Annotated in this window: 14 protein-coding genes and 1 other RNA gene; 7 read left to right on the forward strand and 8 right to left on the reverse strand. The window is 57.3% G+C overall.

Going from position 1 to position 14,124, the window contains the following annotated elements:
- Positions 1-2: 2 nt before the first annotated feature.
- Both JHL21_RS04395 and JHL21_RS04400 read right to left on the reverse strand, forming a co-directional pair.
- Positions 3-524: a dihydrofolate reductase gene (locus JHL21_RS04395; RefSeq protein WP_200212067.1), complete on the reverse strand. Its 522-nt coding sequence runs from the start codon at positions 522-524 to the stop codon at positions 3-5.
- A 12-nt stretch (positions 525-536) separates the two neighbouring features.
- Entirely contained in the window at positions 537-1,553 is a 1,017-nt protein-coding gene (locus tag JHL21_RS04400; protein ID WP_200212068.1) for a DUF4424 domain-containing protein, read from the reverse strand.
- Positions 1,554-1,752: 199 nt separating this feature from the next.
- Here JHL21_RS04400 and JHL21_RS04405 point away from each other — a divergent pair, with 199 nt between their 5' ends.
- The gene (locus tag JHL21_RS04405; protein ID WP_169195170.1) at positions 1,753-2,178 is read left to right on the forward strand and encodes an EamA family transporter; all 426 of its coding nucleotides are present in this window, start codon (positions 1,753-1,755) and stop codon (positions 2,176-2,178) included.
- Here the strand turns inward: JHL21_RS04405 and JHL21_RS04410 are convergent.
- The 5 genes from JHL21_RS04410 to JHL21_RS04430 all read right to left on the reverse strand — a co-directional run bounded on the left by JHL21_RS04410 (position 2,175) and on the right by JHL21_RS04430 (position 5,169).
- Entirely contained in the window at positions 2,175-2,495 is a 321-nt protein-coding gene (locus tag JHL21_RS04410; RefSeq protein WP_254081909.1) for a phosphoribosyl-ATP pyrophosphohydrolase, read from the reverse strand. The genes JHL21_RS04405 and JHL21_RS04410 overlap by 4 nt on opposite strands.
- Positions 2,492-3,286, reverse strand: a complete 795-nt coding sequence (locus JHL21_RS04415) for a thymidylate synthase (RefSeq protein ID WP_199530904.1) — start codon at positions 3,284-3,286, stop codon at positions 2,492-2,494. The genes JHL21_RS04410 and JHL21_RS04415 overlap by 4 nt, the downstream gene beginning before the upstream one ends.
- Positions 3,287-3,295: 9 nt before the next feature.
- Complete coding sequence (locus JHL21_RS04420; protein ID WP_182394086.1) at positions 3,296-3,865, reverse strand: DUF1003 domain-containing protein; 570 nt, start codon at positions 3,863-3,865, stop codon at positions 3,296-3,298.
- A gap of 120 nt (positions 3,866-3,985) precedes the next feature.
- On the reverse strand, positions 3,986-4,537 hold the full coding sequence (locus tag JHL21_RS04425; RefSeq protein WP_200212071.1) for a YkgJ family cysteine cluster protein: 552 nt from the start codon (positions 4,535-4,537) through the stop codon (positions 3,986-3,988).
- A 53-nt stretch (positions 4,538-4,590) separates the two neighbouring features.
- On the reverse strand, positions 4,591-5,169 hold the full coding sequence (locus JHL21_RS04430) for a thermonuclease family protein (protein WP_200212072.1): 579 nt from the start codon (positions 5,167-5,169) through the stop codon (positions 4,591-4,593).
- Between the two features lie 63 nt (positions 5,170-5,232).
- Here JHL21_RS04430 and ssrA point away from each other — a divergent pair.
- The 3 genes from ssrA (at position 5,233) to JHL21_RS04445 (ending at position 6,444) form a co-directional block, all read left to right on the forward strand.
- Positions 5,233-5,590, forward strand: a transfer-messenger RNA (tmRNA) gene (gene ssrA, locus JHL21_RS04435).
- Between the two features lie 107 nt (positions 5,591-5,697).
- Positions 5,698-6,186 (forward strand): SspB family protein, encoded by a 489-nt coding sequence (locus tag JHL21_RS04440; RefSeq protein WP_200212073.1) that lies wholly within the window; start codon positions 5,698-5,700, stop codon positions 6,184-6,186.
- Positions 6,187-6,198: 12 nt separating this feature from the next.
- Positions 6,199-6,444 (forward strand): ribbon-helix-helix domain-containing protein, encoded by a 246-nt coding sequence (locus JHL21_RS04445; RefSeq protein ID WP_199530899.1) that lies wholly within the window; start codon positions 6,199-6,201, stop codon positions 6,442-6,444.
- Here the strand turns inward: JHL21_RS04445 and JHL21_RS04450 are convergent.
- Entirely contained in the window at positions 6,425-10,081 is a 3,657-nt protein-coding gene (locus JHL21_RS04450; RefSeq protein WP_200212074.1) for an AsmA family protein, read from the reverse strand. The genes JHL21_RS04445 and JHL21_RS04450 overlap by 20 nt on opposite strands.
- Before the next feature lie 246 nt (positions 10,082-10,327).
- On the opposite strand from JHL21_RS04450, the gene JHL21_RS04455 reads away from it, so the two are divergent.
- The 3 genes from JHL21_RS04455 (at position 10,328) to JHL21_RS04465 (ending at position 14,046) form a co-directional block, all read left to right on the forward strand.
- Positions 10,328-12,685, forward strand: a complete 2,358-nt coding sequence (locus JHL21_RS04455; RefSeq protein WP_200212075.1) for an ATP-dependent helicase — start codon at positions 10,328-10,330, stop codon at positions 12,683-12,685.
- 90 nt (positions 12,686-12,775) lie between these two features.
- The gene (locus JHL21_RS04460; protein WP_182394088.1) at positions 12,776-13,093 is read left to right on the forward strand and encodes a heavy metal-binding domain-containing protein; all 318 of its coding nucleotides are present in this window, start codon (positions 12,776-12,778) and stop codon (positions 13,091-13,093) included.
- A gap of 83 nt (positions 13,094-13,176) precedes the next feature.
- Positions 13,177-14,046 (forward strand): 50S ribosomal protein L11 methyltransferase, encoded by an 870-nt coding sequence (locus JHL21_RS04465; protein WP_200212076.1) that lies wholly within the window; start codon positions 13,177-13,179, stop codon positions 14,044-14,046.
- Positions 14,047-14,124 lie beyond the last annotated feature (78 nt).

Below are 14,124 nucleotides of genomic sequence, written 5' to 3' on the forward strand. Positions count from 1 at the left end.
TATCAATCCGCGAGCGCTTGGCGCTTTTCATAGACCTTAATGGAATATGGCGCGCCGTCTTTTTCCGACGGTTCAACATGTGGTTCGGCCACAACCTGCCATATTTCGGGGTCGATCTGAGGAAAGACGACATCGCCCTCCGGCTCAAGCTCCACATGGGAGATATAGAGCCGATCCGCCTTGCCGATGGCTTGCGCGTAAATCTCCCCGCCGCCGATGACCATAAGCTCGTCAACACCCAGCGCACCGGCCAAGCTCGCGGCCAATTCTATGGCTGCTTCAAGGCTTGCCCGGACATGGACGCCCGCTGGAACCGCATAGTCTTCTTGCCGCGTCACCACGATATGCGGGCGCCCCGGCAAGGGCTTAGGGAAAGTCTCGAACTGTTTGCGGCCCATGATCATGGGCTTGCCCATGGTGGTTGCCTTGAACCACGCGAAATCGGACGGAATGCGCCACGGAATTGTCTGGTCAGACCCAATGACACTGTTCCGCGCCACCGCGGCAATCAAGGCAAGCTGCATGGAATACGGTCCTCAGTTCATCAGCTGATCGGAATGGCGCAGCAGAAGGATGTCGATCTCTCCTGAGGCCCAGTAATCTGTTTTGACCATTTCAAAGGTCGTTGGCCCGATTTTCTTGACGCCGTCCCCACAAAACGACACCAGATTTTTCGGGTCGCCCTTGTCGACAACGAGACGGAAGTTCTCGATTTGCCCGCCGGCCCAATTATTGCCGGTGGTGACGATGTAGGAAATCCAGTTATCCCAATAAGGGGCGTATTCCTCGCCCTTCGGAATGGATTTCCGCACTGTATTGCGGAAGCCTTCATCGACGCAGTACTTGGTTGCGTATTCGCCCTGCGGGTCCCAGCCGCTTTCTGGATCGCCGGTGAGCAAGACGTTTGTCCCCACGGTGCCGCCAACGCTTGGGCGGTATTTGTGCTCAACCACAACCTTATCATTGGCTGGGAATGTCGCCTCCCAAACATAGGAGGCGCGATAGGTCCAGAGCGGATAGGTGTCATCTTGCACCTTGCCCTCGCCCAAATCATAAACCTCACGCTGAACAATGCCGAGACGTTGAAGCGCGCTCTTGTCCTCCGCCGACAGACCATTGAGTGCGTCTTGGGTCTCGTCGGCGAAATTGACCAAGGGGATGCCCATGCTGGTCAATAGCGCGCTTCGGTCCACCCCGACGGCCATGGCATATTCATAAAGCTTCGCGGGAAGCTCATCGCCGTCGAAGGTCGTCACAAACTCAAAGAGGTTATCGAGTGGCCCTGTCGGATAGGACACTGGGCTATGATAGGAAAAATCAATGTCGGGCATCGGGAAGGCAACGAGCTGCTCAATGTCTTCGTCGCTATTGTTGCGGAAGACATATTTTACGCGGATCTCGTCGACCGAGATGTAGAGTTCCTCGCTCTCCATCGAGATGTGGTCATTGGTGACGAAGTTGAGCCCATTCGTCGTCAGTTGAACCGACGTGTCATTGGCAAAACTGGGTCCCACCAAAATTCCGGCAGCCACCATAAGGGCGATGAAACGCATGTGAACTCCCCACTCTGCCCGCTCCTCGTGGGAGCAGGACTCTCGTCAAAATGCCTTGTTCCGGTTTAAGCATGTTCAGCCGCAGCGCAAAACCAGCAAATTCGCTGAATTACAGCCGACGAAAGCTGACAGCAGCCTGAGCCTAGACTAGAGCATTCTTCAACACCGCATCCGAGCAAGTATTTAGAGCGCGCACATCATGGTTCAGACTTGGCAATTTTGGGCGTTTCTGTCCGCAGTGTTTGCGGCGCTCACCGCCGTTTTCGGCAAAATCGGCGTCCAGAACATCAATTCGGACATGGCGACGCTGATCCGGACAATCATCATTCTGGCCATGACAGCGGCTATTGTCGTGTCTTTTGGCCACTGGCAAAAGCTCGAAACTATTCCCGGCAAAACCTGGGTGTTTCTGCTGCTGTCGGGCCTCGCCACGGGCGCATCTTGGCTGTGCTATTTCCGTGCGCTGCAAATGGGGCCGGCGTCGCAGGTTGCGCCCATCGACAAGCTCAGCGTCGTTATGGTCGCTCTCTTCGCAGCGCTGTTTCTCGGCGAAAAGCTGGCCGTGCACAATTGGCTGGGCGTGGCTCTGATCGGCGTGGGCGCAGTACTCGTCGCGATCCCCTAATCGGGGCGATTGAAATAAGCGAACCACTTGCGGTCGAGCGCGGCATCAAGATCAATGCCGTTGTGGCGCGCATAGAGCAGCATCATTGCGAGAACGTCAGCAGCCTCGTCATCTCGCTTCTGCTTGATTTCGTCTTCGCTCATCCCTTTGAGCCGCCCGCGACCCGATAGGCGAAGATGCTCAGCAGTCAGCTCGCCAAGCTCTTCTTGGAGTTTAAGGATGAACCAATCGTCATTGCGTTCGACATTCATGCGCTCTGCATAAAGGTCGGAAATCTTGGCGACGAGACCGGTCAGCTCTTCGAGAGTGCGGCTCATACGGAAACCGACGCCTTGATATGCGGATGCGGGTCATAGCCCTCAAACGCAAAGTCCTCGAACACAAAATCTTCCAGACGCTTGCGTTCTGGGTTCATGATCAGCTTGGGCAGTGGGCGCGGCTCGCGCGTCAGCTGCAACTTCGCCTGCTCAAAGTGGTCATTATAGATGTGCACGTCGCCAAAGGTATGGACGAAGTCGCCCACTTCGAGATCGCACACCTGCGCCATCATATGCGTGAGCAGCGCATACGAAGCGATGTTGAACGGCACGCCGAGGAAAGTGTCCGCCGAGCGCTGGTAGAGCTGGCAGGAAAGCTTGCCGTTGGCGACATAGAACTGGAACAGGCAATGGCATGGCGGCAGCGCCATATTGTCCACTTCCGCCGGGTTCCAGGCCGAAACGATGTGACGGCGGCTATCCGGCTTGTGCTTGAGGCTTTCAACAAGCGCACCGAGCTGGTCGATGTGACGACCGTTGGGCGCCGGCCAGCTGCGCCACTGCGAACCATAGACCGGACCAAGATCGCCGTTTTCATCGGCCCACTCGTCCCAAATCTTGACGCCCCGCTCCTGCAACCAGCGCACATTGGTCTCACCGCGAATGAACCACAGGAGTTCATAGATGATGGACTTCAAGTGCAGCTTCTTGGTGGTCAGCAGCGGGAACCCCTCTTGGAGGTTGAAGCGCATCTGATAGCCAAACAGCGATCGCGTACCGGTTCCGGTACGGTCCGACTTGTCGGCACCGGTTTCAAGAATATCGGAGAGGAGTTTTAGGTACGGCTGCATGACCCATAACTAGCGCGATTCGCCGCCGAGGTGTTTCTCGATAAGTCGCGTCAAAGTTGCGATCTGCTCCTGTTGGCGCAAAATGAGACCGCGAATTTCCTCTTCGCGAAGCCGATCGAGTTTTTCATGCAGGGCCATGATCTCGATCTCCGATTTCAAATTCACCTCATAATCATGGGAAGAAACCTCCCGATCCTTCGCCGCCTGTCGGTTTTGGCTCATCATAATGACAGGCGCCTGCACGGCCGCCAGCATGGACAGCATCAGATTGAGAAAGATGAAGGGATAGGGATCAAATGCCCGACCGGCCAATAGCAGATTGGTGGTCACCCAAAGCGCCAACACCACGCCAAACCCTGCGATAAAAACCCATGAGCCGCCAAAGGCCGCGACCTTGTCGGCCAACCGCTGTCCAAAGGTCAGACTGTCATTGAATTGCGCCTGCGTATCCCGCGATAGAGTGCGTCGCTCGATCGTTTGCTCAAGGACCTTCCGCTCCTGGTCGGTCAGATTTTCCATATCCTTGCCGAGAAACCTATCGGACGCATGCGCAATACGGGCGGCGGGATCGGAAGACATGGGCATGTTCCCTTGCTTTATGGATGGGGCAATACTGACACTGCGGTGGCGCAAGCCAGAATGGCATCCTACTCCCGTATAGAATGCTGTCAGCACCTGTCTCAGACGGTGTTTCCTGCTTTAGGCGAGGCGACTGACAAACTCAGTCTCGTCCTTCTCCCAAACATGCGACTTGTCGATATGCGCTAGCGCCCACGCGAACATGGTCTGCATGCCACGCAAGTCTCGCGCCGCGACCGCTTCTTCCAAGATCTCGTTGATCCGCATCTTGGCGGGCAAATGGCCAAGAGGTCCGACACGCTCAAACTCAACACTAATGCCTTCATCAACCCAAGCGCCGACGAGAGCCGCGAACTCTTTGGAAATGAGGAAGGCGGTTAGCTCAAGAACGAGAATTGTGATCGTGTCATTGTCGAAATGCTCTGAGCGGATAACCACGCCGCTCCGCAGAGGATGCCACGCCTCGCTCAACTCAGGCAGGAAGAAGTAGCCGCAATAAAAGCCGCGGCATACGGTTGGACGCACATCATAGACGGTGCAGCCCTGCCCTTCGGCACAATGCAGGCACAAAAAATTGGCGGGCTTCTGCAGCTCTTCCGTGCGGATTGGCGCAAAGGAGCAGCAGGCGGTGCAGCTTTCGCAGCTACGCCCTTCAATTGGCTGCAATTCCATAGACCCCTCCAATTCCCCCGGACCTTAGAAGAGCGTGAATTGGGCCAGCTTGTCTAGCACCAGCTTTCGCGCTTACCGCGCCATGGATGGGCCAGACCTTCAGCGATCATAGTGTCTGCGATGGATCGGCCATTGCGCTCGACGATGCGCAGTTTGCGCCCGTATTGGTCTTCGTCACGCTCATAATCGCCCAGTGTGAAAGGTGCCGCATTCAACAGCGAGACAAGGCGCGTTGTTGCGCGCTGGCCCAATGCCGCTTCATGCGGGCAAGATGGGCTGCTGACTTCCGGCGTATTCAAATCGGCGATGCGATATTTCACGCCATCGAGCCAGAATGTGTCGCCATCGACAACGCAGGTGACGCGATTTCTCGTACTGCAGACAGAAAAATGTGCGCTCATCCTAGCGGGTGTCGCCACCCCAGACGGCGCAACACCGGTCGAGGCAACAGCGCTGATCCGTGGCTCGATAAGCCATTGCGCCAACCCGCTGCGGTCAACGCCCACAACGACCAAAGCGCCCAGCATAAACGAGCCTGCAATCGCATAGGCGATGGGGAATTTCACCCACCACGGCATGCGCTGGGATCGGCGCGAGCGGTTAGATCGTACGAGATAAAGGCGGGGCGGCATGGTTACTCCTACACAGAGCAAACTGACCTATCCGATCTTAATCCCGTGTGAATTTTATGCAGAGCGTTTGCATCCTTACGCCCAGTCACCTATATAGAAGGGGCTCGCAAGAGCTATGGCGATAAACTGTCATTGTAATAAACCCATCGGACCCGGGGGCAGTACCCGGCGTCTCCACCATCTCCCCTCTTTATGAGGTGAGCCAATGGGGACGAAACAGGATCGACGAGGGCGTAAAGAGTGTGCTTTCGCTCGGCATGGTACCACCGTTATCGGACTAAAACTTATAGTTGCAAATGACAACAATAAGGCTCCAGTAGCTCTCGCAGCGTAAGCTGCGCGACATCTGGGAAATAAGTCCTCCGCCCCTAGCCGGGCGATAGGCGGGGTTCGCAGGCACCTGGCAACAGAAGCCTGCACTCAATCTCCAATCCGATCGCAAAAATCCGTCTTTGTTCTTGAATTATCAGGGAACGTAGGGCTGATATGAGCCGTTCGGATTCGACACTACTCTCGGGAGAAGCCCCAATGGCCGAAGACCACATGCGTTACGATATCCTCACGCAAGAAGCGATGCGGGGCGTCGTGCGTAAGGTATTGGCGGAGGTGTCGCGCACCGGCCTTCCGGGTGATCACCACTTCTACATTTCCTTTGCGACCCGCGCTCCTGGCGTGCGCATCTCGGAAGAGCTGATCAAGCAGTATGATTCCGAAATGACCATCGTGCTGCAGAACCAATACTGGGATCTAAAGGTCAACGAAGCCAGCTTTGAAGTGGGCCTGAGCTTTAACGGCAATCCCGAAATGCTGCTCATTCCGTACACCGCGATCAAGGGCTTCTTTGACCCGTCCGTGCAGTTTGGCTTGCAGTTTGATCCGAGCAATGTTGCCGATGATCAGCGCGACGATACCGGCTCTTCTTCCTCTGCTGCTGCGTCGGAAGAAAATTCTGCCGAACCGGTCGAAGCGAGCGGCGAAAAAGTCGTTTCGCTCGACGCTTTCCGCAAGAAGCCATAAGTCGTCTCGGAGATGGACAAACGCTCCTTCTCCATTGTCGGCCACCGCACATCGATTGCGTTAGAACCCGCGTTTTGGGCTGGGCTTGAGGCCATGGCACAACAGCGCGGGTTAAGTTTGGCTGGCCTCGTCAGACATATCGACGAAACCCGCGACACGCAGAACCTATCTTCTGCCGTGCGTTTGGCCGTATTGGCCTATTATCGCGATGGCGAAGCTTTGGCTCGCTCCACAGACCCTAAGGCAAAGGCCGAATAGTCGGCGCGAAAAGCGTGGGATTCTGCGGGGCATCGGGCGCGCTCTGAATGAGCATTTCAATCGTCTGCTGATCAAAACTTGGCAACATCGGCTCCGGCGCGACGAGCGGCTGCGAGAATGGCGGCACTGGCTCTGCCTCACGCGCCGCTTCCTCCTCGGCGGCAAGACGCGCGGCTTCTTCCTCCGCAGCGATACGTGCTGCCTCTTCCGCAGCTAGGCGGCGCTGCTCCTCAATACGCCGGTTCCGATCTTCCGCCGCTGCACGCTGCCGTGCCTCGTCTTCAAGACGGAGCGCATCTAGGCGATCCAGCTCAATCTCATTGGCGCGCACCTGCACGGCAGCGGAAATTTCTGAGAGATCGAGAGTGGCTTCGGGGGCAGAGACAGTCCCGCCAAGTCTGGTGAGAATGCGCGCATTGTCGAGCTCAACCAAGCCGCGTGGATCTTCAAACGCTTTCGGCATCATAACGAAAGAGCCGCTGACACCCATATCGTTGAGCGCCAACTGGAGCGAGCCCGAAAGGGTGGCTGCCTCACCATCGATAAACATATTGCCCAAGCGCACTGTGCCGCCCGCAATCGTGAAAGCGCCCGGTGCCACAGCGGCACTAAATTTGCCCTCGGCCAGAGCCGCACGCATGACGGTTTCCAAAACGTCTGGCGGGGTGTTGAGAACATCGTCGACGTTCACGAGTGCTGGATAGACCGCCGTAGAATGCCCGGCGACGCCGAATTCCTGAATGGCAAAATTGCCTTCCCCGGAGAGGCTGCGCACCACTTCGGCCAAGCTTTGCCCTGCCCCTTCGAACTGCCCGCTGCCATCGAGAATGCCGGAAAGACCCAGCTCTGGCGCCACGGCATCAATAGTGACGCCCGTCATGGTCCCGCGCCCCGAAATGGTCCGTTCGCTCAAAGCGCCAGCGCAACAATTGACGAGGTTCAACGAGAGCTTGCCGCCGCCCAATGCGGTTTCAAAGCGCCCGAGCGTGGCCGATTGCTGATCCCAGAGGAACATGAAACTGGTATCGCCGCCGATCGTTCGCCCATCAAGGCTCAGCTCGCGGGCGATGACTTCAACATTGCCACGCGTTTGGCGGGGCGCGAGTGCTGTGGCCAGTGGGCCTTCTGGCCAGACGCCCTCTGCCGCTCCGATGAGCGCTTCGCCTCCAAAGAGAAACGCTGCCAGTGCGGTTGCGTCCACACGATCGGTGGTGATGGTGCCGCCAAAGCCCGGCATTTGCCCGATCATCTGCATGCTGACGTCGCCACTAAATCGGGTGTCGCCCGACGCGCCGGTAATCTCAGAAAGCGCAAGGCTGCGACCAGCGATAAATTCCATGCTGGCGCTCGCTTCCACCGGCGGCAGCTGTGCGCCGGACACGCCAACCAATGCCGCCAGTCCACTGCCATCGCGCAAGATCACGTCGGCCGTGCCCGTGCCGGAAAGCACAGCGCCATCGTCAAAATCGAAATCGCCATAAAAGGCGACGACTTGCCCATCTTGCCCCAGCGAAAGACGGCCAGTGAAGCCATCGGCCAGCGTGCCGTCAACAAAGGCGCTGCCGACCATGGCCTCATCGCCGGTAAACAGAGTCGGCCCGGTCCAACCGAATTGCTCAAGCAGCGCGAGGCTATCCTGCGCCTCAATTGATGCGACAACAGAAAGCTGGCCTTCGCCCATGTGCGAGATGGGCCCCTCACTCTCGACGCGGACGTCCAGCGCCGCCTCGGCAATGGAGCCATTGGCGGTAATGGTCTGGCCACTGCCCTGTTCTGCATCGGCCAGCACAATCTGCAAATCGGCTGGCATGGCCAAATCGATGGCTTGTTGCCAATCAAATGGCACATTGGCCATTTCATAAAGCGCGGTGAGCCCGGGCGCGCCCGCCTCTTTGAGATTTAGGCCACCCGAAAGCGTGACATTGGGATCGAGCAGCGAACCGCTTAGACGCACAGTGCCGTTAAAGCCGACCCCGCCCCAATCATCGACCGATAGGCGCGAGAAGCGGATGGCGTCCCGCGACCATTGCGCCTCGCCGACGAGATTTTGCGCGGGCAGACCGAGCACATCGAGCGCCTGCGCCTGTACTGAGAAACTGCCATCGGGGAAGCTAATAAGGAAATTGCTGTCGAGCGAGGCATTGGGTGCGAGGGCAAAGAGCGCCTCGCTCAGCGGCGCATCGAGGTCTCCCAAGCGCAGCACAGTGTCCAGTCTCGGCTCTGCGCCAAACCCGATACGTAGGTCCAGCCCATGATCCTGCCCACCCAAGGCGATCCAAGCATTGCTGAGGCCAAAAGCGTCGGAGCCCAAACGCACGCGACCGTGCAATTCCCCCGGAACGCCGAACAGTGGGTTGTCGTCGCTCGGCTTGCGCCAAAGCGCAGCCAGTGCGTCGAGACGCTGCGCCCGCATGACGATGTCGCCCATGACGCCCAAGCTTCCGCCGGCATTGGTCACCTTGCCCGAAAAACGGGTTTCGGTCTGGCCGGGCAAAAGCCCGATGGCTTGCGCAATGGTCCAGCTATCGCCGTCCGTCGTTGCTTCCACGCGCAAATTGCGCAGCGAGAAGCCACGCATCCCAACCTCAGCAAGGTCAATCTCAAGCTTGCCCGCCATTTTGGGAATAGGCGGAGCCGGAATTTCGCCCAAGAGACGGACAAACTCATAGGCCTGTTCGGCTGCAACTTCGCTTGCATCACGCGGCGGGAGCGAGAACACGCCCCCTGAAACCATAATGTCGAAGAAGCGCGTTTCCCCCAGCTGCACATTGGCCGTGCCGGTGAGCCGCATACCCGAGCGGTTCTGATCTGGGCTCAACGTAAACCCGGTCAGCGAGACCCGATCCGTGGACGCGGTAATCTTGGTTTCGAGCACCAGATCGCCCGTAATGTCCTTAGCCGCCGTGGCGAGCTGTGGTGGCTGACGATAGGTCAGCGTGCCATCAAACTTAGGGGCGAGCCCACTTTCAAAAGAGCCATCGGCATTAAAAACCGTATTGGTCGCAAGATCGCGCACCATGGCCGACACGCGCGCCGCGCCCTGCGCATCACTGGCCCCAGAGTTCAGCCGCAGCTCATAGCGCCCATCGGCATAGTCGGCATTGCCCTGAAACTGGAATGGCCCACCAAAACTAGACAGCCGCAGATCGCCAGAGAGATTGGAAACAGTGAAGGTTTCGTGGCTCCGCACATCATTGAGCCGCACACTGCCCTCAGTGATGCTGGCGTGACCCAGAGCGACACCGGTTCCGGCGTTCGACATATCAACGCCACTGGCCAAGAGACCGTTCTCGTCGATGGTGAAATCAACAACGGGACCAATCAGCGAAACCGAGGTGGCGTTATAAATATCGCGCAAAAAGTCCATCAGCGCGAACTCAGCTTCAACGCGCCGAACCGTTGCCGCCGGATCGGTGGCCGGGCCCACCACCACATCATCGAACTCAAGACGCGGGGTCGGCAACAGTGAAAACGCAATATCGCCGCGAATGGACACATCCGTGCCAAGCACTTGGCTGGCCAGCACTTCCATGCGGTCGCGATAATCCGCCCAGTGGATGAACCGGGGCAGAATGAAAGCTGAGCCGAGCACCACGATAGCGAAGATGCCGACCACGATATAAATGCGATTAAGCAATGTTGTGCCTGCCCCGGACAATTTGGAGCGAAGTGTAGGCGCTTGCGGCCCCCGCGCAAGCCATAGCCGCAATTTGCGCAATGAAAACGGGAGAAATTTCGAGCTCTGCCGCTGACGGATCGGTGAAAACACCCGCTTCTATACAGGGGGCGGCGCACTCCCTATATTGCAATGAGAACAAAATGAGATTCGACGAGGCTTGGCGACGCGGCTGACACGCTGTGAGCGCCTTGGAAACTTTCGCTAATGGTCGACAACGCGCCCCTGCCCCGCCCCAAGGCTGGTCCCATCACGAGCCAACTGAACCGTCAGCCGCCGGTTGATCGGAATATTCCCGATTACCTGCACGGTCTGAACCCGGAACAGCGCGACGCCGTGCTCACCACCGAAGGGCCGGTTCTAGTTCTGGCGGGCGCGGGCACAGGCAAAACGCGCGTTCTCACCACCCGTATTGCGCATATTTTGAATACCCGCATGGCCTGGGGCTCGGAAATTCTCGCTGTGACCTTTACCAATAAGGCCGCAGCGGAAATGAAAAAGCGCATCCATGATCTGGTGCCTCAGCTTGATGGCCTGCCATGGATGGGCACATTCCACTCGATCGGCGTCAAAATTCTGCGCCGCCATGCCGAATTGGTTGATCTCAAACCGCAGTTCACAATTTTGGACACGGACGATCAGCTGCGCCTGATCAAGCAATTGCTTGAAGCCGAGCAGATTGACGAAAAGCGCTGGCCCGCTAAGCAGTTCGCCGGAATGCTCGACGCCTGGAAAAACCGCGGCTGGACGCCGAAGGATGTTCCCGCCTCAGAGGGCAGCCACTACGCCAATGGCAAGGGCCTAAAGCTCTATTACGACTATCAGGCGCGGCTAAAATCGCTCAACGCCGCCGACTTCGGCGACCTTTTGCTCGAATGCATTCGCCTGTTCCGCGAAAACAAGGACGTGCTGGCCGAATACCATCGGCGCTTCAAGTTCATCCTCGTCGACGAATATCAGGACAGCAACACCGCCCAATACTTGTGGCTGCGCTTGCTCGCCATGGGCAAGCCCGCACCTGAGGCCAATATTTGCGTGGTGGGTGACGACGACCAATCCATCTACGGCTGGCGCGGCGCTGAAGTGGACAATATCCTGCGCTTTGAGCAGGACTTTCCCGGCGCAAAGGTCGTAAAACTCGAGCGCAATTACCGCTCCACGGCCAATATCCTTAAGGCTGCATCCACCGTCATCGCCTATAACGAAGGCCGCTTAGGCAAAACGCTACACAACGAGGGTAGCGAGGCCGGCGATGCCATCCATGTCGCTGAGCTATGGGACAGCGAAGAAGAAGCGCGCCATATTGGAGAAGAAATTGAGCAAATACAGCGAGATGGCGAAAACTTAAACCAAATTGCTGTCTTGGTTCGTGGGGCATCTCAAATGAGAGCCATCGAAGACCGCTTCATCCTGATGGGGCTAAGCTATCGCGTTATCGGTGGTCCGCGCTTTTATGAACGAAAGGAAATTCGCGACGCGTTGGCCTATCTTCGTATCATAAGCCAGCCCGCAGATGACCTAGCATTCGAACGCATTATCAATGTGCCAAAGCGCGGCATCGGCGATGCCACGGTAAAGACGCTGATGGAAACCGCGCGATTGATGAACGTACCATTGTTGGAGGCCACTCGCGAGCTGGTTAGCACAGAGGAACTTAAGCCCAAACAACGTTCAACCCTGAACGCGCTCGTTCAGCAGTTTGACTTGTGGGCCGAGCGAATGAAAGTCATTCCGCATCACGAGCTAGCCGAACAAGTTCTCGACGAGAGCGGTTATACCGGCATGTGGCAGGCAGAACGAACTGAGGACAGCACGGTACGGCTTGAGAACCTAAAAGAATTGGTCCGAGCTATGCAGGGATTCGAGAGCCTATCAGGATTTCTTGAGCACATCTCGTTAGTTATGGAGCGCGACCAAGAAAGTGGAAACGACGCTGTAACCGTCATGACGCTCCATGCGGCGAAGGGCCTAGAATTTAACTCTGTGTTTCTACCTGGTTGGGAAGAGGGCTTATTCCCGAGTCAACGATCCATGGATGAGAGTGGCAAGGCGGGGCTGGAAGAAGAAAGGCGTTTAGCCTACGTCGGTCTAACACGAGCGAGGAAGCGCGTTCGTATCACTTTGGCGCGCAATAGACGAATTTTCGATCGCTATGAGCATCGCCTACCAAGCCGCTTTTTGGATGAACTTCCCCCCGACGTGGTGGAAGTGAAAGACACCGGCTCGTCCTATGGCGGCTATGGTTATGGTGGTGGCGGCGGCGCATCGAGCCGCTTTAATAAGATCGACCCATTCGAAAGCGTCTATGAAACGCCCGGTTGGAAGCGTGCCCGCGAAAACCAATCGAGCCGCACGGGCGGTGGTCCCATGACGATTGAGGGCAATCTCGTGGCCCGTTCCGTCAACACCGGCAGCCAATCGAGCAGCTATTCGCTCAACGACCGCGTCTTCCACCTCAAGTTTGGCTATGGCACGGTCACCAATATCGAAGGCAATAAGCTGACGATTGATTTTGAGAAAGCCGGAACCAAGAAGGTTTTGGAGAGCTTTGTGAAGCCGGGCTAAGAGCCCGGTTTTTCTTCACGCTGCCCTATCCATTCGTGAACTCTGCTCCCATTTAAGCGTTGTGCCTGCACACACTTATGGGAAGAAAACATGATCCTCTCCACCACGCCCACCCTCGAAGGCCGTCCCGTCTCGCAATATCTTGGCATTGTTACGGGTGAAGTGATCGTCGGCGCTAATATCTTCAAAGACCTGTTTGCCGGTATTCGCGACATCGTCGGTGGCCGCGCGGGCGCTTATGAAAGCACACTGCGCGATGCACGCCGTGAAGCGTATCGTGAGCTCGAAGAAGAAGCCCGCCGCCTCGGTGCAGACGCCGTTGTGGGCATCGACCTCGACTATGAAGTCGTTGGTCAGGGCGGCTCCATGCTGATGGTTTCCGTCTCCGGCACTGCCGTAAAACTCTAATTCCGCGCGGGCAGGACACACTGCGCCATTGACTTGGACGCCTCTCCTGCCCCAATGGCACCGAACTCTAATAAAGGTCGCCCATGTCCGTCGAACAAGTCTCCGTCGCTCTCACCAAAGAACAGGCCTATGCGCTGGTCGACGCCGTGTCTGAACGCGACGATCTGGCCACGACCGTGTCGTGCCACGAGAACGAAGAAACCGGCGAGTGGATCTTTGAGGCAGGCTGCGAAGACACGCCAAACCTCGAAGCATTTAACGAAATCGCTCAGCAGGTTCTCGGCGGCGCGGTGACCTTTACCGTCGAAGAAATCGACCCGAGCATCAACTGGGTAGCCAAGTCTCTCGAAGGCCTAGCTCCTGTGATCGCAGGCGGCTTTTACGTCTATGGCTCGCACTCGACCGACCCGGTACCCGAAGGCCTGATCGCCATGCAGATCGACGCTGCGCAGGCGTTTGGCACTGGTCACCACGAAACCACCACCGGTTGCCTTGAAGCCATCGACATGATCCTGGGCACGAAAAACCCGCAGAACATGATCGACGTCGGCACCGGCACGGGCGTTCTCGCCATTGCATTGGCCAAGAAGCTCAACCGCAAGGTGTTCTCGACCGACATCGATCCGATCGCCGTCACCACGACGCTCGAAAACGCTGCCCTCAATGATTGCGCTGAACTGATCGAATGCATCGAAGCCACCGGCCTCGACCATGAAGAGATCACCTCTCGCGCGCCTTATGATCTGGTCGTCGCCAATATTCTGGCTGGCCCGCTGACCGAACTGGCTCCGGGCGTTGGCGCTGTGACGCAGGAAGGCGGCAATGCCATTTTGTCGGGCATTCTCAACACTCAGGCGCAGGGCGTTATCGACGCTTACCTCGCTGCCGACTTCAAGCTGGTCGAGCATCTTAAGCGGAAGGATTGGACCACGCTTATCCTCGAAAAGAACTAAGCACCCGCGCCTCAGAAATAGAAAAGCCTCCCTTCGGGGAGGCTTTTTTGTTGGCCCGTCGATCAAATGCGCAATGCG

This window comes from Devosia sp. WQ 349K1 (genome assembly GCF_016595685.1).
Classification (GTDB): Bacteria; Pseudomonadota; Alphaproteobacteria; order Rhizobiales; family Devosiaceae; genus Devosia.